This window comes from Escherichia sp. KTE114 (assembly GCF_000407765.1).
Lineage (GTDB): Bacteria > Pseudomonadota > Gammaproteobacteria > Enterobacterales > Enterobacteriaceae > Escherichia > Escherichia ruysiae.
This window is the reverse complement of record NZ_KE136626.1, coordinates 3,560,335-3,582,772: the sequence shown is the minus strand read 5'-3', so window position 1 is coordinate 3,582,772 and position 22,438 is coordinate 3,560,335. Positions and strand designations below refer to the sequence as shown.

Annotated in this window: 25 protein-coding genes; 11 read left to right on the top strand and 14 right to left on the bottom strand. The window is 50.3% G+C overall.

Translation table 11 applies throughout. The features are described from left to right. Window positions 1–280 precede the first annotated feature (280 nt). The 4 genes from WC5_RS04240 (at window position 281) to acnA (ending at window position 3,645) form a co-directional block, all read left to right on the top strand. Window positions 281–421, top strand: a complete 141-nt coding sequence (locus WC5_RS04240; RefSeq protein ID WP_001234284.1) for a YmiA family putative membrane protein — start codon at window positions 281–283, stop codon at window positions 419–421. 3 nt (window positions 422–424) lie between these two features. After that, window positions 425–595, top strand: a complete 171-nt coding sequence (locus tag WC5_RS04245; protein ID WP_000261430.1) for a YciX family protein — start codon at window positions 425–427, stop codon at window positions 593–595. A gap of 116 nt (window positions 596–711) precedes the next feature. Beyond that, on the top strand, window positions 712–807 hold the full coding sequence (gene ymiC / locus WC5_RS25430) for a small membrane protein YmiC (protein WP_016158389.1): 96 nt from the start codon (window positions 712–714) through the stop codon (window positions 805–807). A 162-nt stretch (window positions 808–969) separates the two neighbouring features. Next, the gene (gene acnA / locus WC5_RS04250) at window positions 970–3,645 is read left to right on the top strand and encodes an aconitate hydratase AcnA (RefSeq protein ID WP_000099544.1); all 2,676 of its coding nucleotides are present in this window, start codon (window positions 970–972) and stop codon (window positions 3,643–3,645) included. 63 nt (window positions 3,646–3,708) lie between these two features. Here the strand turns inward: acnA and ribA are convergent, their stop codons facing one another. Next, on the bottom strand, window positions 3,709–4,299 hold the full coding sequence (gene ribA, locus WC5_RS04255; protein ID WP_001176292.1) for a GTP cyclohydrolase II: 591 nt from the start codon (window positions 4,297–4,299) through the stop codon (window positions 3,709–3,711). 169 nt (window positions 4,300–4,468) lie between these two features. On the opposite strand from ribA, the gene pgpB reads away from it, so the two are divergent. The 5 genes from pgpB (at window position 4,469) to yciH (ending at window position 8,121) form a co-directional block, all read left to right on the top strand. After that, window positions 4,469–5,233, top strand: coding sequence for a phosphatidylglycerophosphatase B (gene pgpB, locus WC5_RS04260; protein ID WP_001256524.1), 765 nt, complete (start codon window positions 4,469–4,471; stop codon window positions 5,231–5,233). Window positions 5,234–5,381: 148 nt separating this feature from the next. Next, the gene (lapA, locus tag WC5_RS04265; RefSeq protein ID WP_000876294.1) at window positions 5,382–5,690 is read left to right on the top strand and encodes a lipopolysaccharide assembly protein LapA; all 309 of its coding nucleotides are present in this window, start codon (window positions 5,382–5,384) and stop codon (window positions 5,688–5,690) included. A 6-nt stretch (window positions 5,691–5,696) separates the two neighbouring features. Beyond that, a complete protein-coding gene (lapB, locus tag WC5_RS04270) occupies window positions 5,697–6,866 on the top strand; it encodes a lipopolysaccharide assembly protein LapB (RefSeq protein ID WP_000891364.1) in 1,170 nt (389 codons plus the stop codon). Window positions 6,867–7,057: 191 nt separating this feature from the next. Further along, a complete protein-coding gene (gene pyrF / locus WC5_RS04275; RefSeq protein ID WP_000176254.1) occupies window positions 7,058–7,795 on the top strand; it encodes an orotidine-5'-phosphate decarboxylase in 738 nt (245 codons plus the stop codon). After that, window positions 7,795–8,121, top strand: a complete 327-nt coding sequence (gene yciH, locus WC5_RS04280; RefSeq protein WP_010350240.1) for a stress response translation initiation inhibitor YciH — start codon at window positions 7,795–7,797, stop codon at window positions 8,119–8,121. Before pyrF ends, yciH begins: the two co-directional genes overlap by 1 nt. 125 nt (window positions 8,122–8,246) lie before the next feature. Here yciH and osmB read toward each other — a convergent pair whose 3' ends face one another. From osmB to WC5_RS04295, 3 genes are all read right to left on the bottom strand, one after another. After that, window positions 8,247–8,465, bottom strand: coding sequence for an osmotically-inducible lipoprotein OsmB (gene osmB, locus WC5_RS04285; protein ID WP_000498252.1), 219 nt, complete (start codon window positions 8,463–8,465; stop codon window positions 8,247–8,249). A gap of 268 nt (window positions 8,466–8,733) precedes the next feature. Beyond that, window positions 8,734–9,483, bottom strand: coding sequence for a DNA-binding transcriptional regulator YciT (gene yciT / locus WC5_RS04290; protein ID WP_001088634.1), 750 nt, complete (start codon window positions 9,481–9,483; stop codon window positions 8,734–8,736). 88 nt (window positions 9,484–9,571) lie between these two features. After that, the gene (locus tag WC5_RS04295; RefSeq protein WP_001288366.1) at window positions 9,572–9,745 is read right to left on the bottom strand and encodes a YciZ family protein; all 174 of its coding nucleotides are present in this window, start codon (window positions 9,743–9,745) and stop codon (window positions 9,572–9,574) included. 35 nt (window positions 9,746–9,780) lie between these two features. Here WC5_RS04295 and WC5_RS26200 point away from each other — a divergent pair, with 35 nt between their 5' ends. Further along, on the top strand, window positions 9,781–9,909 hold the full coding sequence (locus WC5_RS26200; RefSeq protein ID WP_225762567.1) for a hypothetical protein: 129 nt from the start codon (window positions 9,781–9,783) through the stop codon (window positions 9,907–9,909). Here WC5_RS26200 and pdeR read toward each other — a convergent pair. Next, entirely contained in the window at window positions 9,891–11,876 is a 1,986-nt protein-coding gene (gene pdeR, locus WC5_RS04300) for a cyclic di-GMP phosphodiesterase (RefSeq protein ID WP_000859926.1), read from the bottom strand. The genes WC5_RS26200 and pdeR overlap by 19 nt on opposite strands. A gap of 53 nt (window positions 11,877–11,929) precedes the next feature. Between pdeR and WC5_RS04305 the strand changes: the two genes are divergently transcribed. Then, window positions 11,930–12,052, top strand: coding sequence for a hypothetical protein (locus WC5_RS04305; protein ID WP_000221850.1), 123 nt, complete (start codon window positions 11,930–11,932; stop codon window positions 12,050–12,052). Window positions 12,053–12,117: 65 nt separating this feature from the next. Here WC5_RS04305 and WC5_RS04310 read toward each other — a convergent pair whose 3' ends face one another. The 9 genes from WC5_RS04310 to sapA all read right to left on the bottom strand — a co-directional run bounded on the left by WC5_RS04310 (window position 12,118) and on the right by sapA (window position 22,395). Then, window positions 12,118–14,052, bottom strand: a complete 1,935-nt coding sequence (locus WC5_RS04310; RefSeq protein ID WP_000485032.1) for an exoribonuclease II — start codon at window positions 14,050–14,052, stop codon at window positions 12,118–12,120. Window positions 14,053–14,119: 67 nt separating this feature from the next. After that, window positions 14,120–15,259 carry a CMD domain-containing protein gene (locus WC5_RS04315; RefSeq protein ID WP_000437863.1) on the bottom strand — a complete coding sequence of 380 codons (1,140 nt, stop codon included), beginning with the start codon at window positions 15,257–15,259 and terminating at the stop codon, window positions 14,120–14,122. Between the two features lie 143 nt (window positions 15,260–15,402). After that, complete coding sequence (gene fabI / locus WC5_RS04320; protein WP_000506490.1) at window positions 15,403–16,191, bottom strand: enoyl-ACP reductase FabI; 789 nt, start codon at window positions 16,189–16,191, stop codon at window positions 15,403–15,405. 488 nt (window positions 16,192–16,679) lie between these two features. After that, window positions 16,680–17,042: a DUF559 domain-containing protein gene (locus tag WC5_RS04325; protein WP_000357690.1), complete on the bottom strand. Its 363-nt coding sequence runs from the start codon at window positions 17,040–17,042 to the stop codon at window positions 16,680–16,682. A 70-nt stretch (window positions 17,043–17,112) separates the two neighbouring features. Beyond that, the gene (sapF, locus tag WC5_RS04330) at window positions 17,113–17,919 is read right to left on the bottom strand and encodes a peptide ABC transporter ATP-binding protein SapF (RefSeq protein WP_000573415.1); all 807 of its coding nucleotides are present in this window, start codon (window positions 17,917–17,919) and stop codon (window positions 17,113–17,115) included. Window position 17,920: 1 nt separating this feature from the next. Beyond that, window positions 17,921–18,913, bottom strand: coding sequence for a peptide ABC transporter ATP-binding protein SapD (gene sapD, locus WC5_RS04335; protein WP_001128858.1), 993 nt, complete (start codon window positions 18,911–18,913; stop codon window positions 17,921–17,923). Next, entirely contained in the window at window positions 18,913–19,803 is an 891-nt protein-coding gene (gene sapC / locus WC5_RS04340; protein WP_001146146.1) for a peptide ABC transporter permease SapC, read from the bottom strand. The genes sapD and sapC overlap by 1 nt, the downstream gene beginning before the upstream one ends. Then, complete coding sequence (sapB, locus tag WC5_RS04345; protein ID WP_000583302.1) at window positions 19,790–20,755, bottom strand: putrescine export ABC transporter permease SapB; 966 nt, start codon at window positions 20,753–20,755, stop codon at window positions 19,790–19,792. Before sapB ends, sapC begins: the two co-directional genes overlap by 14 nt. Further along, window positions 20,752–22,395: an ABC transporter substrate-binding protein SapA gene (gene sapA / locus WC5_RS04350; RefSeq protein WP_001250189.1), complete on the bottom strand. Its 1,644-nt coding sequence runs from the start codon at window positions 22,393–22,395 to the stop codon at window positions 20,752–20,754. The genes sapB and sapA overlap by 4 nt, the downstream gene beginning before the upstream one ends. Between the last annotated feature and the right edge of the window lie 43 nt (window positions 22,396–22,438).

Here is a 22,438-nt window from a genome sequence, read left to right as displayed (position 1 = left end):
GTGCCGGAATATATCCTCTGTTCTTTTTTATTTGTCCACCGCTCACAATATAATTATCCCTGAAATCTTTATGGTAAATCGGACATAAAGTAGTGTCTAATTACCTGCCTCGCAAATGTCAGTCTTCAAATATCTATTTCAGGTCAAAAGATTGAATTATTCACTGGAGACGATTCGTAAATTAGCTGGATTTTTGGCTAAAGTTTCATTAGGATTTGTCTCATCAATTGATTAATTATACCAATCGTTTAGCGTCTTGCTGATAAGTGATGGCGATTATATGAGGTTAGCAATGCCTTCTGGAAATCAGGAACCTCGCAGGGACCCTGAATTGAAACGCAAAGCCTGGCTTGCGGTATTTCTTGGGTCTGCGCTCTTCTGGGTGCTTGTCGCACTGCTAATTTGGAAAGTGTGGGGGTAAAGCATGGTCGTTCAGGAGCAGCATCAGGTTGCTTTGCCACTGTCTCAGCATAGTGACAATGAAACGGAAACGAAACGGGAATGTTCAGTCGTTATTCCAGATGGCTGGAAACTGACGTCGCAACAGCAAGCTTTTATAGAGATGTTTGCTGAAGATGATCAGCAGAAACAATAATTATCATCATTCTTATTATCCGATATATTCGTGAATTAAACGGTTTTTAATACACCACAGCAATAAAAGGTTGAATAATTTCAACAGAAAGTAATAACAAGTGAAGGGTGTAGCCTATGATCACCACAAATATGAAATACTGGTCCTGGATGGGCGCATTTTCTCTGTCGATGCTCTTCTGGGTTGAACTCATCTGGATAGTTGCTCACTAATCTCTGACCTCGCTACGGCGAGGTTTTTCTTTTCTTATCCGCAAGGTTTCCCTCTTTTATCAATTCGGGTTGTTATCAAATCGTTACGCGGTGTTTGTGTTATCTTTAATATTCACCCTGAAGAGAATCAGGGCATCGCAACCCTGTTATTAAGGAGGAGCTATGTCGTCAACCCTACGAGAAGCCAGTAAGGACACTTTGCAGGCCAAAGATAAAACTTACCACTACTACAGCCTGCCGCTTGCTGCCAAATCACTGGGCGATATCACCCGTCTGCCTAAGTCACTCAAAGTTCTGCTCGAAAACCTGCTGCGCTGGCAGGATGGTAACTCGGTTACCGAAGAGGATATCCACGCGCTGGCGGGCTGGTTGAAAAATGCCCATGCTGACCGTGAAATTGCCTACCGTCCGGCAAGAGTGCTGATGCAGGACTTCACCGGCGTGCCCGCTGTCGTGGATCTTGCGGCGATGCGAGAAGCGGTAAAACGTCTCGGTGGCGATACCGCGAAAGTGAATCCGCTCTCACCGGTCGACCTGGTAATTGACCATTCGGTGACCGTCGATCGTTTTGGCGATGATGAAGCATTCGAGGAAAACGTGCGTCTGGAAATGGAGCGAAACCACGAACGTTATGTATTCCTGAAATGGGGGCAGCAGGCGTTCAGTCGTTTTAGCGTCGTGCCACCAGGCACAGGCATTTGCCATCAGGTTAACCTCGAATATCTCGGCAAAGCAGTGTGGAGTGAACTGCAGGACGGTGAATGGATTGCTTATCCGGATACGCTCGTCGGTACTGACTCGCACACTACTATGATCAACGGTCTTGGCGTACTGGGGTGGGGCGTTGGCGGGATCGAAGCGGAAGCCGCAATGTTAGGTCAGCCGGTTTCCATGCTTATCCCGGATGTAGTGGGCTTTAAACTCAGCGGAAAATTACGTGAAGGTATCACCGCCACAGACCTGGTTCTCACCGTTACCCAGATGCTGCGTAAACATGGCGTAGTGGGGAAATTCGTCGAATTTTACGGCGATGGGCTGGATTCGCTGCCGCTGGCAGATCGCGCTACCATTGCCAATATGTCGCCAGAATATGGCGCGACCTGCGGCTTCTTCCCAATCGATGCGGTCACCCTCGATTACATGCGTTTAAGCGGGCGCAGTGAAGATCAGGTCGAACTGGTCGAAAAATATGCTAAAGCGCAGGGCATGTGGCGTAACCCGGGCGATGAACCGATTTTTACCAGTACGTTAGAACTGGACATGAATGACGTTGAAGCGAGTCTGGCGGGACCAAAACGCCCACAGGATCGCGTTGCACTGCCCGATGTACCAAAAGCTTTTGCCGCCAGTAACGAACTGGAAGTGAATGCCACGCATAAAGATCGCCAACCGGTCGATTATGTTATGAACGGACATCAGTATCAGTTGCCTGATGGTGCAGTGGTCATTGCCGCGATAACGTCGTGCACCAACACCTCTAATCCAAGTGTACTGATGGCCGCAGGCTTGCTGGCGAAAAAAGCCGTAACTCTGGGCCTCAAGCGGCAACCGTGGGTCAAAGCGTCGCTGGCACCGGGTTCAAAAGTCGTTTCTGATTATCTGGCAAAAGCGAAACTGACACCGTATCTCGACGAACTGGGGTTTAACCTTGTGGGATACGGTTGTACCACCTGTATTGGTAACTCTGGGCCGCTGCCCGATCCTATCGAAACGGCAATCAAAAAAGGCGATTTAACCGTCGGTGCGGTGCTGTCCGGCAACCGTAACTTTGAAGGCCGTATCCATCCGCTGGTTAAAACTAACTGGCTGGCTTCGCCGCCATTGGTGGTTGCCTATGCGCTGGCGGGCAATATGAATATCAATCTGGCTTCAGAGCCTATCGGTCATGATCGTAAAGGCGATCCGGTATATCTGAAAGATATCTGGCCATCAGCACAAGAAATTGCCCGTGCGGTAGCACAAGTCTCTACAGAAATGTTCCGTAAAGAGTACGCAGAAGTTTTCGAAGGGACAGCTGAGTGGAAAGAAATTAACGTTGTGCGATCCGATACCTACGGATGGCAGGATGATTCGACCTATATTCGGTTATCGCCATTTTTTGATGAGATGCAGGCAATGCCTGCGCCAGTGGAGGATATTCACGGCGCGCGGATACTCGCAATGCTGGGGGATTCGGTCACCACTGACCATATCTCTCCGGCGGGCAGTATTAAGCCCGACAGTCCGGCGGGGCGATATCTACAAGGTCGGGGTGTTGAGCGGAAAGACTTTAACTCCTACGGTTCGCGGCGTGGTAACCATGAAGTGATGATGCGCGGCACGTTTGCCAACATTCGCATTCGTAACGAAATGGTGCCTGGCGTTGAAGGGGGGATGACGCGGCATTTACCTGCCAGCGATGTTGTCTCTATTTACGATGCAGCGATGCGCTATAAGCAGGAGCAAACGCCGCTGGCGGTGATTGCCGGTAAAGAATATGGTTCTGGCTCCAGCCGTGACTGGGCGGCAAAAGGTCCGCGTCTGCTTGGTATCCGGGTGGTTATTGCCGAATCGTTTGAACGTATTCACCGCTCGAATTTAATTGGTATGGGCATTCTGCCGCTGGAATTTCCGCAAGGCGTGACGCGTAAAACATTAGGGCTGACCGGGGAAGAGAAGATTGATATTAGCGATCTGCAAAATCTACAACCCGGCGCAACGGTTCCAGTGACGCTAACGCGAGCTGATGGTAGCCAGGAAGTTATGCCGTGCCGTTGTCGTATCGACACTGCGACGGAATTAACCTATTACCAGAACGACGGGATTTTGCATTATGTCATCCGTAATATGTTGAAGTAACGAGTATTTGCTTGCCGGAAGTCAGATAACCGGCAAGCAAATTAACTTCACAACGCAAGTGGGTTATTTGTTCAACAGATGACCCATTTTTTCGGCTTTGGTATCGAGATAATGTTCGTTATTGGGGTTACGACCAACAATCAACGGCACGCGTTCAACAATATTAATCCCGGCTTCGGTCAGAATTTCGACTTTTTTCGGGTTGTTGGTTAACAAACGGACTGCATTGACACCAAGGAGTTTGAACATATCAGCGCAAAGAGTGAAGTCGCGCTCATCAGCAGCGAAGCCTAACTGGTGGTTAGCCTCTACGGTGTCGTAGCCTTGATCCTGCAATGCGTAAGCGCGAATTTTATTCAGCAGACCAATGTTACGACCTTCCTGGCGGTGATACAGCAAAATACCACGGCCTTCTTCGGCGATTTGTGTCAGCGCCGCTTCCAGCTGGAAGCCACAATCGCAGCGCAAGCTGAACAGGGCGTCACCGGTCAGACATTCGGAATGGACGCGCGCAAGTACCGGGGTATGCCCGGAAATATCGCCATAGACTAGCGCGACATGATCGTGTCCGGTTGCCAGTTCTTCAAATCCCACCATCAGGAAATCGCCCCATGGGGTTGGCAGTTTGGCTTCTGCCACACGTTTAAGCTGCATGAAATTCTCCAGATAATGCTGGTTCTGTATTGGCTTATTTTGCCATAACGTGAAGGCGTTCACCTAATCACGACGCGTCGATCGTTCACTGAATGGCACAAATCTGTCAATTTTTCCAGGTCAGGGCATTTTCAGTTATGATTGTGAGACTTATAAGAAAGGAGAGACCATGCGTTCGATTGCCAGACGTACCGCAGTTGGAGCTGCACTATTACTTATCATGCCTGTAGCGGTATGGATTTCTGGCTGGCGTTGGCAACCAGGAGAGCAAAATGGGTTGTTAAAAGCGGCCTTTTGGGTCACTGAAACCGTCACTCAGCCCTGGGGCGTCATTACGCATCTGATTTTATTCGGCTGGTTTCTCTGGTGTCTGCGCTTTCGTATCAAAGCTGCAATTATGTTGTTTGCCATACTGGCGGCGGCGATCCTTGTCGGGCAAGCGGTAAAATCCTGGATTAAAGACAAAGTTCAGGAACCGCGCCCGTTTGTTATCTGGCTGGAAAAAACACATCATATTCCGGTTGATGAGTTCTACACTTTAAAGCGTGCGGAGCGCGGAAATTTAGTGAAAGAACAGTTGGCTGAAGAGAAAAATATCCCGCAATATTTGCGTTCTCATTGGCAGAAAGAGACCGGTTTTGCCTTTCCTTCTGGTCACACAATGTTTGCTGCCAGTTGGGCTCTGCTGGCCGTTGGGCTGTTATGGCCGCGTCGGCGAACCGTAACCATTGCACTCTTGCTGGTTTGGGCAACGGGAGTCATGGGAAGCCGCCTGCTGCTTGGGATGCATTGGCCGCGCGATCTGGTGGTGGCTACGTTGATTTCGTGGGCGCTGGTCGCGGTAGCAACCTGGCTTGCGCAACGTATTTGTGGGCCATTAACACCACCACCGGAAGAAAATCGTGAGATAGCGCAACGAGAACAAGAAAGTTAATACTGGTTGAATTTCCGAATTTAACCCTCAAATCATCAACAATGATTGTGGCTACCATTTCGCAGACGTCGTGAAAATGGTAATTTAAAGGGCTATTGCGGTAAATTGACCATAATTTATTCGCTCTAACCACATAACGGGAAGTAATGTGAAATATTTACTCATTTTCTTACTGGTGTTAGCGATTTTTGTGATTTCCGTCACATTAGGTGCGCAGAATGATCAACAGGTAACGTTTAATTATCTGTTAGCGCAAGGGGAGTATCGTATCTCCACATTGCTCGCTGTATTGTTTGCTGCGGGTTTTGCTATTGGTTGGTTGATTTGTGGCCTTTTCTGGCTGCGAGTTCGTGTTTCTCTGGTACGCGCTGAACGTAAAATAAAGCGACTGGAAAACCAGCTTTCACCTGCGACTGGCGTGGCGGTAGCGCCTGATTCGTCAGTGGCGAAGGAATAACTTTCTATGCTGGAGTTGTTGTTTCTGCTCTTGCCTGTAGCCGCTGCCTATGGCTGGTATATGGGCCGCAGAAGTGCGCAACAAAACAAGCAAGATGAAGCCAACCGCCTGTCACGTGATTACGTAGCAGGGGTTAACTTCCTGCTTAGTAATCAACAGGATAAAGCGGTTGATCTGTTCCTCGATATGCTCAAAGAGGACACCGGCACCGTTGAAGCCCACCTTACGCTCGGAAACCTGTTCCGTTCGCGTGGCGAAGTCGATCGCGCGATTCGTATTCATCAAACCTTAATGGAAAGTGCCTCGTTGACCTATGAGCAACGCTTGCTGGCAATTCAGCAACTGGGTCGTGATTACATGGCGGCGGGTTTATACGATCGTGCGGAAGATATGTTTAATCAACTGACCGATGAAACGGACTTCCGTGTTGGCGCATTGCAACAGCTGTTACAAATCTATCAGTCCACCAGTGAATGGCAGAAAGCAATTGATGTTGCAGAACGCCTGGTGAAGCTGGGCAAAGATAAGCAACGCGTTGAGATCGCCCATTTCTACTGTGAACTGGCGCTCCAGCACATGGCCAGCGACGATCTTGATCGCGCCATGACCTTGTTGAAAAAAGGGGCGGCGGCAGACAAAAACAGCGCCCGCGTATCCATCATGATGGGACGTGTGTTTATGGCGAAAGGAGAATACGCCAAAGCGGTCGAAAGCCTGCAACGTGTCATTTCCCAGGACAGAGAACTGGTCAGCGAAACGCTGGAAATGCTGCAAACCTGCTATCAGCAACTGGGTAAAACTGCCGAATGGGCAGAGTTCCTGCAACGCGCGGTGGAAGAGAATACCGGTGCCGATGCTGAATTGATGCTTGCAGACATTATCGAAGCGCGCGACGGCAGTGATGCCGCACAGGTCTATATTACGCGCCAGCTACAACGTCACCCGACCATGCGCGTGTTCCACAAGTTAATGGATTACCACCTGAATGAAGCAGAAGAAGGGCGCGCTAAAGAGAGCCTGATGGTGCTGCGTGACATGGTAGGTGAGAAGGTGCGTAGTAAGCCGCGTTATCGTTGCCAGAAGTGTGGTTTTACTGCATATACGCTCTACTGGCATTGCCCGTCATGTCGGGCGTGGTCAACCATTAAACCTATTCGCGGCCTTGATGGCCTGTAATTTTTAAAAAAATCCAGCTTTAGTTACAACATCCTAATGGTTGTTCCCACATTTTGCTTCGGCAACTCCAGTGTAAAAAAGCCTGGCAGGGGAAAAATCGCAACTGTTAATTTTTTATTTCCACGGGTAGAATGCACGCCGTTTACCTGTTTCGCGCCACTTCCGGTGCCCATCATCAAGAAGGTCTGGTCATGACGTTAACTGCTTCATCTTCTTCCCGCGCTGTTACGGATTCTCCTGTCGTTGTTGCCCTTGATTACCATAATCGTGACGCCGCGCTGGCATTTGTCGACAAGATCGACCCACGTGATTGTCGTCTGAAAGTCGGCAAAGAGATGTTTACGCTGTTTGGGCCGCAGTTTGTGCATGAACTGCAACATCGTGGTTTTGATATTTTCCTCGATCTGAAATTTCACGACATTCCCAACACCGCAGCGCACGCTGTGGCTGCAGCGGCTGACTTAGGCGTGTGGATGGTTAACGTTCATGCCTCCGGTGGGGCACGTATGATGACCGCAGCGCGTGAGGCTCTGGTTCCGTTTGGTAAAGATGCACCGTTATTAATTGCCGTGACTGTATTGACCAGCATGGAAGCCAGTGACCTGACCGATCTTGGCGTGACACTGTCACCAGCGGATTATGCAGAACGTCTGGCGGCATTGACGCAAAAATGTGGGCTTGATGGTGTGGTGTGTTCTGCTCAGGAAGCTGTGCGTTTTAAACAGGTATTCGGCCAGGAGTTCAAACTGGTTACGCCGGGCATTCGTCCGCAGGGGAGTGACGCTGGTGACCAGCGCCGCATTATGACGCCAGAACAGGCGTTGGTGGCTGGAGTTGATTATATGGTGATTGGTCGCCCGGTAACGCAATCGGCAGATCCAGCGCAAACGCTGAAAGCGATCAACGCCTCATTACAACGGAGTGCATGATGAGTGATTCCAATAGCCGTCTGGTTTACTCAACGGAAACCGGACGTATTGATGAGCCAAAAGCGGCCCCTGTACGCCCTAAAGGCAACGGCGTGGTGCGCATTCAACGTCAAACCAGTGGACGTAAAGGAAAGGGCGTTTGCCTGATCACTGGAGTCGATCTCGATGATGCAGAACTGACAAAACTGGCGGCGGAGCTGAAGAAAAAATGCGGCTGCGGTGGAGCAGTAAAAGACGGAATTATCGAAATCCAGGGAGATAAGCGTGATTTATTAAAATCACTCCTTGAAGCGAAAGGAATGAAAGTAAAACTCGCTGGCGGTTAACAAAAAAGCCACGGAAATATTCCGTGGCTTTCGTTTATTTTACTGTGTGTACTATTCAGTTATTTCGTAATGAACAGAGTCAAGCGTATTATAATTGCGAGTCGCTTATCGACATTTATTTACGATTATTTACCGACCTGGTGACCGATAATACCACCAACTGCTGCACCACCTAATGTACCCAGCGTGCTGCCATCAGTCAGTACTGCACCACCTAAAGCCCCTGCACCCGCACCGATTGCGGTGTTACGGTCTCGTTTTGACCAATTAGAACAGGCGCTTAGAGACATTGCCAGTGTAATTGCCAGAACAGCTGCGGTCATTTTTTTGCTCGTTACAAACATAATACTCTCTCCTGAATTTATGATTCACGGAAGTAAGCTCTCTATAACTATAATAGTTCAGAATACGCCTGGTAAAATAACTCCGTGAAATCTTCTCGCGCGCAGGGTTATATCACGCAGGTGATAGTGACTTCCTGTTATATCGCTGATAATAAGTTTATAACTTTAGGATGTTAATAACAGGTAAATAGTCTTAATTATCAACCAGGAATCATCTTAGAGCGGATGATTTGCGTCAGGGCAAACCATCCGTAGGGAGGGAAAGTGATTATATGTCAACGACGTGAACGATTAATTTACTGTGTTCCAAAAGCATCATATCGCTGGCGCGAATCTTCGAATCGGTTATAACACGTTTGATTCTCTCCACAGGACCGATGGAGTAAGAGTGTACGGCACCAAACTTAGAACTGTCAGTCAGGACTATGGTTTCGCATTCTTTTTCCAGCACGGCATTGACCACATCGGTACGCATCATGTCGCGACCTGTAAATCCAGTTTCAGGTTGCCAGCCATCGATACCAATAAATGCCTTACTGAAATGCACCTGTTGGATGCACTGACGTGTCAGTGGCCCAACCATACTTTCGCTTTTTTTCTGGTACACGCCGCCAAGTAAAATGACTTCACAAGGCGCGTCTTTCAGTAAATGCGCTATATAGCTGCTGACCGTAATGATGGTGACATTTTTCTTCTGCTCACCTAATGTGCGAGCCAGAAGGGCGTTACTGCTACCATTCTCGATAAAGATGGTTTCACCCGGTTGAACCAGTGAGGCGGCAAACTCGGCGAGTTCACGCTTCAGCGTATAATTACTCATCATACGGGTTTCGACGTCATCACTATCAAGCGAAACTGCAAAGCCATGTGCACGGCGTAGATAGCTAAGTTTTTCGAGGGTGTTGAGATCCTGGCGAATGGTAACTTCGGAAACTCCAGTGGCTTTCGCCAGATCGGTTACGCTAACCTGACCCTGCTCAATGACCATCTGTAGAATAGTTTGTTGTCGGGAATTCATCGCTGTAATTCTTATAACGTTATAATACTAAATAAAAAATGCTGACGTGCCGGGCATCCTTAAATAGGGAAAACTGAAAGCACGATTGTTAAATCTCCCACGGTGCCTTCGGGATGTCTGGCGTAGATGCAGCAACCTGGCGCAACAGTTCTGCTTTAAGTATCTCGAGATTATGGATCGCAGAGTGGTAATCGCCCGCCACAAGGATATCTAACACAATATCAATACGTTCGGCAACGCGTTGGGCATCAAATTCAGACATCAGGGTATCCTCAAGGCAAAAAGTGAAAATGAATAATGCAAAAATTGCCGCTAAAAGAGAAGTGCTTAACGGCAAAGGCTAATTATCATTCATTAATACGATATGTAATGGAATTATATACCGTTACATTTATATATTCGTCTCTTTATGCGCGCTTCAGATAACGTTTATACCAGCGTTCGAAAGCTACAGCAGGCATCGGTTTGGCAAACAAAAATCCTTGTCTCTCATTGATGCCATTTTTGGTCAAAAAGGCATCTTCTTTTGTACTCTCTACACTTTCGGCAATCACCTGAAGATTGAGCGCCTGAGCCACGGCGACGATCGCACGTACCAGCGACTGCGAGACTGGCTGTTTGTGAATATCACGAACAAAAACCTGGTCGAGTTTTATTGCATCGATGGGGAATCGTGCCAGTTGGGAAAGAGAAGAGTAACCCGTGCCGAAATCATCCAGATGAACCTGCGCGCCTAATTGACTGAATTGCTGAATAACGGAAAGCGCCAGCTGATCGTTTTCAATCAGACAGCTTTCAGTCAGTTCGACATCAATAGGGCAATACTCAAATTTAAGTTCCTGGAGTACCTGTTTCAGGTCAGTGAAAATGGTTTGATCGGCGAGTTGGCGTGCTGAGACATTCACCGCCACCCGAAGATTAATACCTTTATCTCTCCATTTTGCAACCTGGCGCACGACGTCGAGAATAACCCAACGGCCCAGTGGCACAATCAGACCAGACTCTTCGGCATAGGAAATAAAGTCCAGAGGGGGAATTAAGCCACGTTCGGGGGACTGCCAGCGTACCAGAGCTTCCAGACTGCGTACTTCACCGCGCCAGGTGATTTTCGGCTGATAGTGAATGACTAACTGATCGTTTTCCAGTGCTTTACGCAGGTTGGTATCCAGCCAGAGATATTCAAATACCCGTTGATTCATTTCCGGCGAAAAAACGCAAAATTGTCCTCTTCCGCCTTCTTTGGCACTGTACATTGCCGTATCGGCATGGCGAATAATCGCCGCGCTGTCTGGACCGTGTTGCGGTGAAAGTGAAATACCAATCGAACAGCCAGTATAAACTTCGATTAAACCGATGCGAAAGGGTTGGCGCAGGCGGGTCAAAATCCGCGATGCCATTGCTTCCAGGGCACTTTGTGAGGTGTCTGGTGCGAGTACCAGAAATTCATCGCCGCCAAGACGTGCCAACACCTGATCCTGTTCAAGACAGCTTAAAATGGCCAGTGAAACCTCGCGTAACAGCTGGTCGCCAAACAAATGCCCGTAGGCATCGTTCACTTTTTTAAAATTGTCTAAATCGAGATAAACCACTCCGACCTTACTCTCGTCGGTCTGATTAATGGCGTAGTCGATTAATTCCTGCATTGCGTTACGATTCGGTAGCCCGGTGATGCTGTCAGTGTTAGCCAGGATTCGCAATCGTTCCTGGGCGTGACGTTCTTCGGTTATATCGGTGCCGGAACAGATTAAATAGATCTCATTTTTGCCGCTACCGCTGTGGACAAATTTGTTGCGAAACAGAAACAGTCGCTGACCTTTGCGCGTCTGTACCCAACGCTCGACTTCATAGGCGTTGCCACTACGAAAAAAACTGCTGTTGTTACGCCGTGAGATCGCAGCTTCACGGCGACTCATAAACAATTTAAACACGCTTTGCCCAATGACATCGTGTTCTTTCAGCCCTGTATATTCTTCACATAACCGATTAAAACGCTGGATATTCCCCCGGCTGTCCAGAATCACTATTGCGGAATGCGCTTCAGAAACGACCTGTTCGGCAAAGGAAAGTCCGTGTGATAAGTCACGAGCAACCGCCGGTGTATCATGCCATGCCGACGCGTTGCCACCCCATTCGCGCTTATTGATTTTTCGTCCCACCAGATGGACAGAAAGGTCGCTCTCATCGACTGTCAGACTCATCATCAGGCTGGAGGTGATGACCGTCATTTCCCGGATGCGAGCAGCCTGTTCGGCGGATAACTGCAGAGTACGTTCAGGTTCTGTTGTTTCAGTGGTGGAAAAGCGCAAAACATCACTGTTTTCCGACAACCGCCAGTATGGGTTGTGCGATCCGAGAAAGTTGTACAACGTTGTGGACTCCCTAACGGTTTTCATGATGCATACCCTACGGTTAACGGCGAACCATGCCATTAAATGGAAGGTCCAACATGACTTACATGAAATTAATGTCGGCTAAACGTATTGTTTTTTTTATATATTTATTTGTAATCCAGTTTTGGGAAAACGCCAGTTTTCAAACGGAAGTCATTAAAAAAAATCTGCTGAGATAAAACGAATGCGAAGGGAGGGGGGAAAGCAAACGGCCCATCCGTAATGAACGGGCCGTGAAGGGGGATTACGCGACCGGGCGCGCAATAATACTGCGGGTTTCCATGCGTACTTCGGCGATGGTGACGTCGATAACGTCGGTTACTTTGTAAACTGTTTCACCTTTAATTTGTACGGTGCCGTTTTCCTGACTGCAAACCAGTTCATCGCGCACAGCGTGTAAGAATGGTGCAGGGATAAAGGCAATAGCGCCGTTATCGACCAGCCGCACACGCATACCGCCACGGCTGATATCGACGATTTCTGCCGCAAAACGGGTGTCGGTTCCGGCTTTGTCTTTCAGGAAACGTGCGTATAACCAGTCGCCGACATCACGTTCTGCCATCCGGTTAAGACGGCGACGCTCTGCCATTTGGACGGTGATTTCATCCTGCGGGCGCGTCGCCGTTTCGCCTTTGATGATCGCTTTCAGCAGACGATGGTTGATCATGTCGCCATACTTACGAATCGGTGAAGTCCAGGTGGCATATGCTTCCAGACCGAGGCCAAAGTGAGGGCCTGGTTCGGTGCTGATTTCTGCAAAAGACTGAAAACGGCGAATGCGGCTGTCGAGAAAACCTGTCGGTTGCGCATCCAGCTCACGGCGCAGTTTGCAGAAGCCGTCCAGTGTGAGCACTTCTTCGGCGTCAACATGTAGGCCGTGCGTTTTCAGTAATGCTGCCAGCGCGTCGGCATTTGCCGGATCAAAGCCCATATGTACGTTATAGATACCGAAACCGAGCTTATCGCGCAGCACGCGAGCCGCACAAATGTTAGCGGCGATCATCGCTTCTTCGACGATACGGTTAGCAATACGACGCGGTTCAGCGACGATATCCAACACTTCACCTTTTTCACCGAGAATAAAACGGTAATCCGGGCGATCTTTAAACACCAACGCATGGTTATTACGCCATTCGCCGCGACGCTGGCAAATTTGCGCTAACAGGCGGATTTGTTCCGCAATCGCATCACTTTCTGGCTGCCAGTCACCGGTGTTTTCCAGCCAATCTGAAACCTGGTCATAAACCAGCTTGGCTTTGGATTCGATGGTAGCAGCAAAGAATTCGATGTCGTCTTCAATGGTGCCGTCAGCGGATAGCGTCATCCGACATGCCAGCACCGGACGCACTTCATTGGCACGCAGGGAGCAGAGGTCGTCGGAAAGTTCCCGTGGCAGCATTGGGATATTGAAGCCTGGCAGATAGTTGGTGAACGCACGAATTTTCGCGGCTTTGTCCAGCTTGCTGCCTTCTGCGATCCACGCGGTTGGGTCGGCAATCGCGACAATCAACTGTAGTTTGTCATCCGGCAACGCCTTAGCGAAAAGGGCATCATCCATATCCTCCGTGCTGGCGCTGTCAATGGTGACAAAGTCCAGAGCAGTCAGATCTTCACGTTGCAGACCTTCATCGAGCATTTCGGTAGCAACACCGTCTGGCGCTTCTTTTTCCAGATTATGGCGTGCCAGGGTTACCCACCACGGTACGAAGTGGTCGTCACCAAAAGTGATGTATTGTGTCAGTTCCGCATAGAAGGAGCGATCGCCTTTCAACGGATGGCGGCGCATTTCGGCAACCGCCCAGTCGCCTTCTTTAAACTCATGGGTCAGGCCACGAGCCGCGCGACAAGGAATGGCGTCTTTTAAGAGTGGATGATCAGGAACGATGGTCAGACGATCATTTTTACCCTGAACTTTACCCACGAAACGAGTCAGAAACGGTTCAACCAGTTCTTCTGGCTCTGCGGATTCACGTTCTTTTTCACTGTGGATCACCGCGATAATTCGGTCGCCATGCATGACTTTTTTCATCTGCGGCGGCGGAATGAAATAACTTTTCTGTGCGTCGACTTCCAGGAAGCCAAAGCCTTTTTCAGTGGCTTTTACCACCCCTTCAGCGCGGGGCGTCTGGGAGTGCAGTTGCTGTTTAAGCTGCGCTAGCAGCGGGTTGTCCTGAAACATAATTGTCTATTTTGGTGGCCATTAGAGCGGCTGACAGTTTTACGCGATTCTGCCTGACGCAGCAAGGTTAATGTGTTTCACCCAACGCGATTTTTAAGCGATTTATCCAACCACAAAACCCGCTCCATACCAGCAGATTGATAACCTGAGCTGATGATATTTCATGTTCGAGTAATGGGCTAAACTGGGCGGCGCTAAAGCGATCGGGTGCTCGTGTCAGCCATTGTATCGCCTGAACGGTAGCGCGCTCAACAGAATGACGGTCAGCCCATTGGTTTATTTCGTTTTCGCCCTGACGCAGAATGCATATTGCTTCTTTATATTCAAAATTTGAATGAATTAAAGAGGTGAAACAGGCAACGCTACCATTAATTCGCGCACTGAGTAAGGCAGCAAGTTGATGGCTGGATTTTGTTGTTACCAACGAGCTGGATAGCAACGTCACAAAGAGTGAAAGTGAGGCAGGGTGCAGATTCAGGATTGCTACCAGTTGGCGAAGTTCGGATGGTAACTGTCGGTGAGCATTCATCTCTTGCTCTTGCGGAGATTTCTCCACTTCGTAGTAGGTACGCCAACCAGTTGATGCTTCAGCAAAAAGTGAACCGTCTGCGTAGCTTTGCACTTCCAGACCGGGTAGCCAGCGTATCGGTTGCTCAAGATAAGCCTGAAATGTGGCGATCGCTCGTGCCTGAAAACCAACAAAGCCGATGATTTGGTTGATAATCACACAATCCCAGGCGGTAAGCCCGACATCGTTAAGATGCTGGCGGGACTGACCGTCGATGATTGATGGAGAACCAGCCAGTTGACGGGCATATTGCGTGATTTGCGCCAGCCGATGATTGCTTTCCCTGGAGGAGTCAGGTCCGGGAAGCGGTGTCAGACGCGCGGAATAGTAGTTGCATAGCCGCTGGACGCCGCAGACCTGAGCAACGGTCAGTGCGGTCGTCAGGCGTTCATAGGCGGTGAATGTCTGTAAACGGGTCACCGCAAGCTGGTCGGGGAAGAATTCTACAGCAAGAGCACGCGCCGGGATCAGCCACGAATGAAAGGGATCAAGTGTTTCTTCATCAAGGATCACGTCGAGCAGAAAAGGATCGGTTACCTTTGCGGCTCCCGGAACCAGTGGTAAAACGTCATACTCCGAAGTACTGGATTGCGTTTCATGATACCAGTGGCTTTTGCCGGTAATGTGGCGTTGTTCCATGGGGACTCCTTGGTCGTAAAGGAAATCGTTATCCTGACGCAAGGCTGGGAGGGGAGAAAGACGGATCGGCGATAACAAATATCAGAAAGGTATAACAGAGAAATCGGGCGGCAGAACGCCGCCCATCTTTACCAACAGAACGATTATTTCAGTTCCAGTTCGTTCATGGCAGCAATGCTGAAACCGCCATCAACGTGAACGACTTCACCGGAGATGCCTGCGGAGAGGTCGGAGCACAGGAACGCTGCAGAGTTACCCACATCTTCGATGGTAACGGTACGACGAATCGGTGTAACCGCTTCGCAGTGAGCCAGCATTTTACGGAAGTCTTTGATGCCAGAAGCCGCCAGAGTACGGATCGGACCAGCAGAGATGGCGTTAACACGCACACCTTCCGGACCCATTGCGTTAGCCATATAGCGTACGTTCGCTTCCAGAGACGCTTTTGCCAGACCCATAACGTTGTAGTTCGGGATAGCGCGTTCGGCGCCCAGGTAGGAGAGGGTCAGCAGGGCAGAACCCGGATTCAGCATGGAACGGCAAGCTTTTGCCATTGCAACGAAGCTGTAAGAGCTGATGTCGTGGGCAATTTTGAAGCCTTCTCGGGTAACGGCGTTAACATAGTCACCATCCAGCTGATCGCCAGGTGCAAAACCAATAGAGTGTACGAAGCCGTCAAATTTCGGCCAGACTTTACCGAGTTCAGCGAACATGGTGTCGATGCTGGCATCTTCGGCAACATCGCACTGCAGGACGATGTCAGAACCTAATTGAGCGGCAAATTCTTCTACGCGGCCTTTCAGTTTGTCGTTCTGGTAGGTGAATGCCAGTTCAGCTCCTTCGCGGTGCATCGCCTGAGCGATACCGTAGGCGATGGACAGTTTGCTGGCAACACCGGTTACCAGAATGCGCTTACCGGAAAGAAAACCCATAGCTTTAATCCTTATTGTTGATGCTTGTTGTGCCTGAAAATCAGGCGATTCGTCGTTTAAATAAACAGTACGAACAGATAAACGGTTATTATAATCAACCTGGCTGTGGGTGGCTATAGTTGCCAGGTCCGACCGGAGCAGGGCGCGGGCAGGGGGGGCTTTTCCCCTCACCCTAACCCTCTCCCCAGAGGGGCGAGGGGATCGTATTGTGCAAATATTGTCACCCCAGCAACAAACAGGCACATACAGCCCCCTAGTCCTTTCAGGGAGAGGGTGACCGGCAGTTCAGTCCTGGTCGAATATTCTTTATCATCCGCCTCTATATTTTCACCACAACAGCCACCCGGCTCGGTCGGCTTCCTCGCTCTTTCAGGGAGAGGGCTGGGGAGAGGGTGACCGGCGATTCAGTCCTTGCCGAATATTCTTCACCATCCGACTCCATATTTTCACCACAACAGCCACCCGGCTCGGTCGGCTCCCTCGCCCTTTCAGGGAGAGGGCTGGGGTGAGGGTGACCGGCGACTCAGTTCCTGCAGAATAATCTCCAGCACCGCCTCCTCATTACAATCAATCTCGTTATTCCAGAAACGCAGCACGGTCCAGCCCTGCGACTCAAGCCAGCGTGTGCGCCTGGTATCATAGGCAACTGTTGAATCATGCTGCCCACCATCCAGCTCAACTACTACACGCGCCGAGCAGCAGGCAAAATCGAGAATGTAGCTCCCCACCGGATGTTGACGGCGAAATTTGAAATCACCAAAACGTCGGCTGCGAAGATATCGCCAGAGCTTTCGTTCCTGCGGGGTGAGATTGCGTCTTAAATAACGCGCATTTGATTCTATTTTATCCATCCACTCATTCTGACAAGATTTAATCCCTTGTCAGAATGAGGTGAATTATCTGGAAGGCGGGTTCAGAAAATCAACGATCTTTGCGCCACGCATCCGCCGTCAACGCTTCGCCAAAGTGCCCGGAAATGAGCCGTTTGGTGAGTTCATGTAGCGGCGATGCCAGCACGTCAGCCGTACTACCGCGCTCGACCACTTCACCCTGATGCATGACCAGAACCTGGTCGCTGATATGCTTCATCATCCCGATATGTTGGGTAACATAAATATAAGAAATGCCCTGTTTCTCTTGTAGCTCCAGCATCAGATTAATCAACTGCGAACGCATCGACATATCCAGCGAGGCGAGAGCTTCATCCGCGATAATGACTTTTGGGCGCAATATCAGCGCGCGCGCCAGACCCAGACGTTGTTTTTGCCCTGGTGCCAGCATATGCGGATAGTAACTGACGTGATCCGGTAGCAGCCCGACCATACGCATTGTTTCAATAATCTGTTTGCGGCGCTGTTCAGGTTCCAGATCGGTGTTCAAACGCAGAGGAAAATCCAGGATCTGCGAGATACGCTGACGCGGATTCAACGAGGTCGATGGATCCTGAAAAATCATGCGAATCCGCTGGCTGCGGAAGGAGTAATCGCCAAAATGCAGCGGATGATCGTCAATCAATAACTCACCGCTGGTTGGCTCAATCATTCCTGCCAGCATTTTCGCCAGCGTCGATTTACCGGAACCGTTTTCACCAATAATCGCCAGCGTCTGGCGTTCACGTAGCGTAAAGCTCAAGGGTTTTACGGCTTCTACGGTCTGACGACGAAACCAGCCAGTTCGGTAGCGGAACGTTTTGCTTAAATTACGCACTTCGAGCAGAGTTTCTATCATCTCACTCTTTCTCCATGTTCAGCGGGAAATGACAGGCATAGAGATGATTTTTCGCGCCCGTCAGGCGCGGCGTCACTATACATTCTCGTTGTGCATACGGGCAACGTGGCCCCAGACGACAACCTATGGGCAATTGTTCCAGAAGCGGGATTGCACCAGGCAGCGTATTGAGGCGACTTTTATGCGGCATTGCGCTGCCGAAATCTGGTATCGCGCGGATCAGCGCCTGGGTGTAAGGATGATGCGGCATCGTCACCAGTTCCTTACTCGGCGCTGTTTCCACGGTTTGCCCGCAGTAAAGCACGTTGATTTTGTCCGCCCATTGACTAAGCATTTGTAAGTCATGACTAATAAGCAAAATAGTGGTATTGCTGTTTTGATTCAAACGCGTCAGCAGGCGAAATATTTGCGCCTGGGTGGTTGGCTCCATCGAGTTTGTTGGTTCGTCAGCTATCAGCAGACGTGGTTGATTCGCCAGCGCGATGGCAATCATCACTTTCTGGCATTCACCTTCGGTCAACTCATACGGAAAACTGCGCATCGCATCTTTGTGATCTTTAATCCCCACGCGGTGCAGCAGCTCAATGGCACGGCGTTTGCGCCAGCCAAATCGCTGCCACCAACGGCCTTTATAGGTCCAGGCCGGGATGTTTTGCATTAACTGACGCCCCACACGTTCAGAAGGGTCTAGACACGATTGCGGTTCCTGAAAAATCATCGACACGTTGTGCCCAACCAGCTTGCGCCGTTCGCGCGCGGAGAGGCGCAGCAGATCGATGTCATCAAAACGCATACGGTCAGCGGTAACACGCCAGTTATCTTTATTGACGCCACAAATCGCTTTCGCAATCAAACTTTTGCCGGAGCCGGATTCACCAACAAGGCCACGGATTTCACCTTCGGTTAAGGTCATACTCACGCGGTCAACGGCTTTAACCCACTCATCACCGGTTTTAAATTCAATGGTCAGGTTACGAATATCCAGTAACGGCATTATTCTACCCCCGCAATAATCGCACGACGCACACCATCACCAAGGAGGTTAACCAACAACACGCTGATCATAATTGCAGCACCAGGCAGCATGACGGTCCACGGGGCGACATAAATCAGTTCCAGCGCATCGCCGAGCATCGCTCCCCATTCAGGTGAGGGGAGTTGCGCGCCGAGATCAAGAAAGCCCAGTGCGGCGATATCAAGAATTGCCATCGACAGTGCGCGGGTGATCTCCGTGACCAGCCCAGCGGTGATGTTTGGCAGCACGGCAAACCAGAGAATATTCAGCGTCGTTGCACCATCCAGGCGAGCAGCGATAACGTACTCTTTTTCCAGCTCATCATGCACCATGCTGTAGACCGAACGCACCATACGCGGCAGTAGTGCCAGCCAGACGGCAAACATCGCGTGCGACAAACTCGGCCCGGCAAACGCCACAACGATAATTGCCAGCAGCAGGGACGGGATCGCCAGTAAGGTATCCAGAATATGATTAAGCACCGCTGACCGTAGGCCATGCGTCGCGCCGGCGAAGGTGCCGAGCACCAGGCCACAGACGGTAGCAGCAAGTGTCACCACAAATGCGCCGCCAACGGTAGGCGCCGCGCCGCTCAATAAACGGCTTAAAACGTCGCGTCCGAGGTCGTCAGTCCCCAGGAAGAAAGAGACTTCGCCATAGCGAGACCATGACGGTGGCAACAATTGATAACCGAGAAACTGCTGGTCAATGCCGTAAGGCGCAAACCAGCCGCCAAAAATACACAGTACAGCCAGCCCCGCGCAGCCGTACAGGCCGACCATTGCAGCGGCGTCACCATAGAATTTGCGCCAGGCGGTACGTAGCGTGCCCGGCGGGCGCTTCTCGCTGTATACGCTATCGTAAGGCATACCATTCCTTATGTTTCAGAGGGTTAGCCATAGCACCCAAAATATCAGAAATCACATTAACAATAATGACCAGCGAACCACACACCATCACACCGGCGGAAATCGCTGCGTAATCTTGTTGGCGAATGGCGTTAATTAACCAGCGTCCCAAACCAGGCCAGCTAAAGACCATTTCGGTGATCATCGCCAGCGTCAGCATGGTGGAAAACTGCAAACCCAGACGAGGGATGACAGGGGGTAACGCGTTATGCAGCACATGGCGACGCAAAATAGTAAAGCGTGACAAACCACGAGTCGCCGCTGCTTTCACATAATTCTGGTCATAGACTTCGATGGTGCTGATACGCATCAATCGGATCACTTCAGTTGTTGGCGCAACCGACAGGGTGATGACCGGCAATACCATATGGCGTATTGCGCTCATGATCATTTCATCCCGCCACGGAGAGTCCGAAAGCCAGGCATCAATCAACGCAAAGCCGGTAACAGGTTTCACTTCATAGAGCAAATCGAAACGCCCTGAAACGGGCAGCCAGCCCAGCGTCAGCGAACAAAACAGCGTCAGCAGAAGCGCCAGCCAGAAAACCGGGATTGAAAAGCCCAGCAACGCGATGGCATTGATCAAGTTATCTTGCCACTTATGGCGCGTAATCCCGGCAATCATGCCCACCGGGATGCCGACAATCAACGCAAAACCGAAAGCGAGAATGCATAGCTCAATCGTCGCCGGAAAGACCTCTTTTAACTGTTCGGCTATCGGCTGACCGTTAATGCTGGAAACACCAAAATCCCAGTGAATCAGGCCGTTAAACCAAAATACCCAGGCATTCCCCAGTGAGGCGCCTTGTAACGGTGCATGTGGCGTGAAATAGCTCAAACTGAAGCCAACGAACGTCAGCAGGAACAAGGTCACGATCAATAATAAAACGCGGCGTAAGGTGAAGATAATCATGGTTTTTTCACCTCATTTTGCTTTTCGCGGTACACACCAGCGAAGGAGGCGTTACCAAATGGGCTAAGAACCAGCCCTTTGATATCGTACCGATAGGCCTGCAAGCGTAGTGATGAGGCCAGCGGTAGAATGGGTAACTCCTGCGCCAGAATACTTTGCGCTTCGTCATAGGCTTCAATACGCGCCGCCAGTTGCTGCGAGGAGAGCGCCTTACGCAACACGCTGTCGAATTTCGGATCGCACCAGTGGGCAAGGTTGGTCTGCGAATGAATTGCCGCGCAGCTCAGTAACGGGCGGAAGAAACTGTCCGGGTCGTTACTGTCCGTCGCCCAGCCGGATAACGTCAGATCATGGCTCATATCCATCAACCGCGCCTCCTGAAAACGACCTTCTACCGGCACAATCACCACTTTCACGCCGACCTGCGCCATATCCGCCTGAATCAGTTCGGCAGTTTTCAGCGGACTGGGGTTCCACGCTTGCGAGCGTGTTGGCACCCACAGTTTCAGCGTTAAATTTTCCAGCCCCAACGCCTTCAACTGTTCGCGTGATTTCGCCGGATTGTATTCGGTAATTTTAGACTCGTTGTCATAAGCCCACGAGGCGCGCGGTAAAATAGAGGCCGCCGTTTCAGCCGTACCGTAATAGATAGATTGCATCAGGCGCTGGTTATTAATCGCCAGTGCCAGCGCATGACGTACTGCCGGATTATTAAGCGGTGGTTTGGCAGTGTTAAACGCCAGATAGGCAACGTTCATCCCCGGACGCAGCGTTAAACGCAAACGCGGGTCGTCGCGCAAAATAGACAGTTGGCTGGCAGCAGGCCAGGCCAGAACGTCACATTCACCGGTCAAGAGTTTCGACAGACGTCCGGTGCCACCAGAACCTAAATCCACCACCACCTGTGGCATCAACGGTTTGCCTCGCCAGAACTCATCATGACGTTGTAAGCGAATATATTGTCCCGTGCGATTTTCCGACAGTTTATACGGTCCGGTGCCTACGGGTTGGCGGTCGAGTTGTTCCTGACGATCTTCTTTTTCTAATTTCTGCGCATATTCGGCAGACATTACCGACGCATAATGGGTCGCCAGGTGCCATAAAAAGGAAGCATCCGGCTGGGCGAGACGGAACTCAACGGTGTGATTATCCAGCTTGCGGACGCTTTTCACGTTATCAGCAAATTGCAGGCTGTCGAAATAGGGGAAGTTGCTACCGTTGACGTTATGCCACGGGTTGTTACGGTCAAAAATTCGCTGGAAGGTAAACACCACATCATCAGCATTCATTTTGCGAGTAGGTGTAAACCAGTCGGTTTTTTGAAACGGAACATCGTGACGCAGGTGGAAGCGATAGGTTGCGCCGTTGTCGAGCACTTCCCAGCTTTCGGCAAGTTCCGGCATCAGACGATAAGTATAGGGATCGACATCCAGTAGTCGATCATAAAACTGGGCGGCAAGGGTATCGACAATTAACCCACTGCTCGCTTTGGATGGGTTAAAGGTGTTGACCTGCCCGCTGACGCAATAGACAAAACCGCTGTCGCGGATATCAGCGTGCGGGGTGGGTTCAGGCGCGGCGATTGCCTGACCACTCACAAGTCCAGCAATCACCAAAAGAGACGATAATACCTGGCGCATAATATTAAGGGATTTTATGTAAAGAGGCTATCTTACTAATATT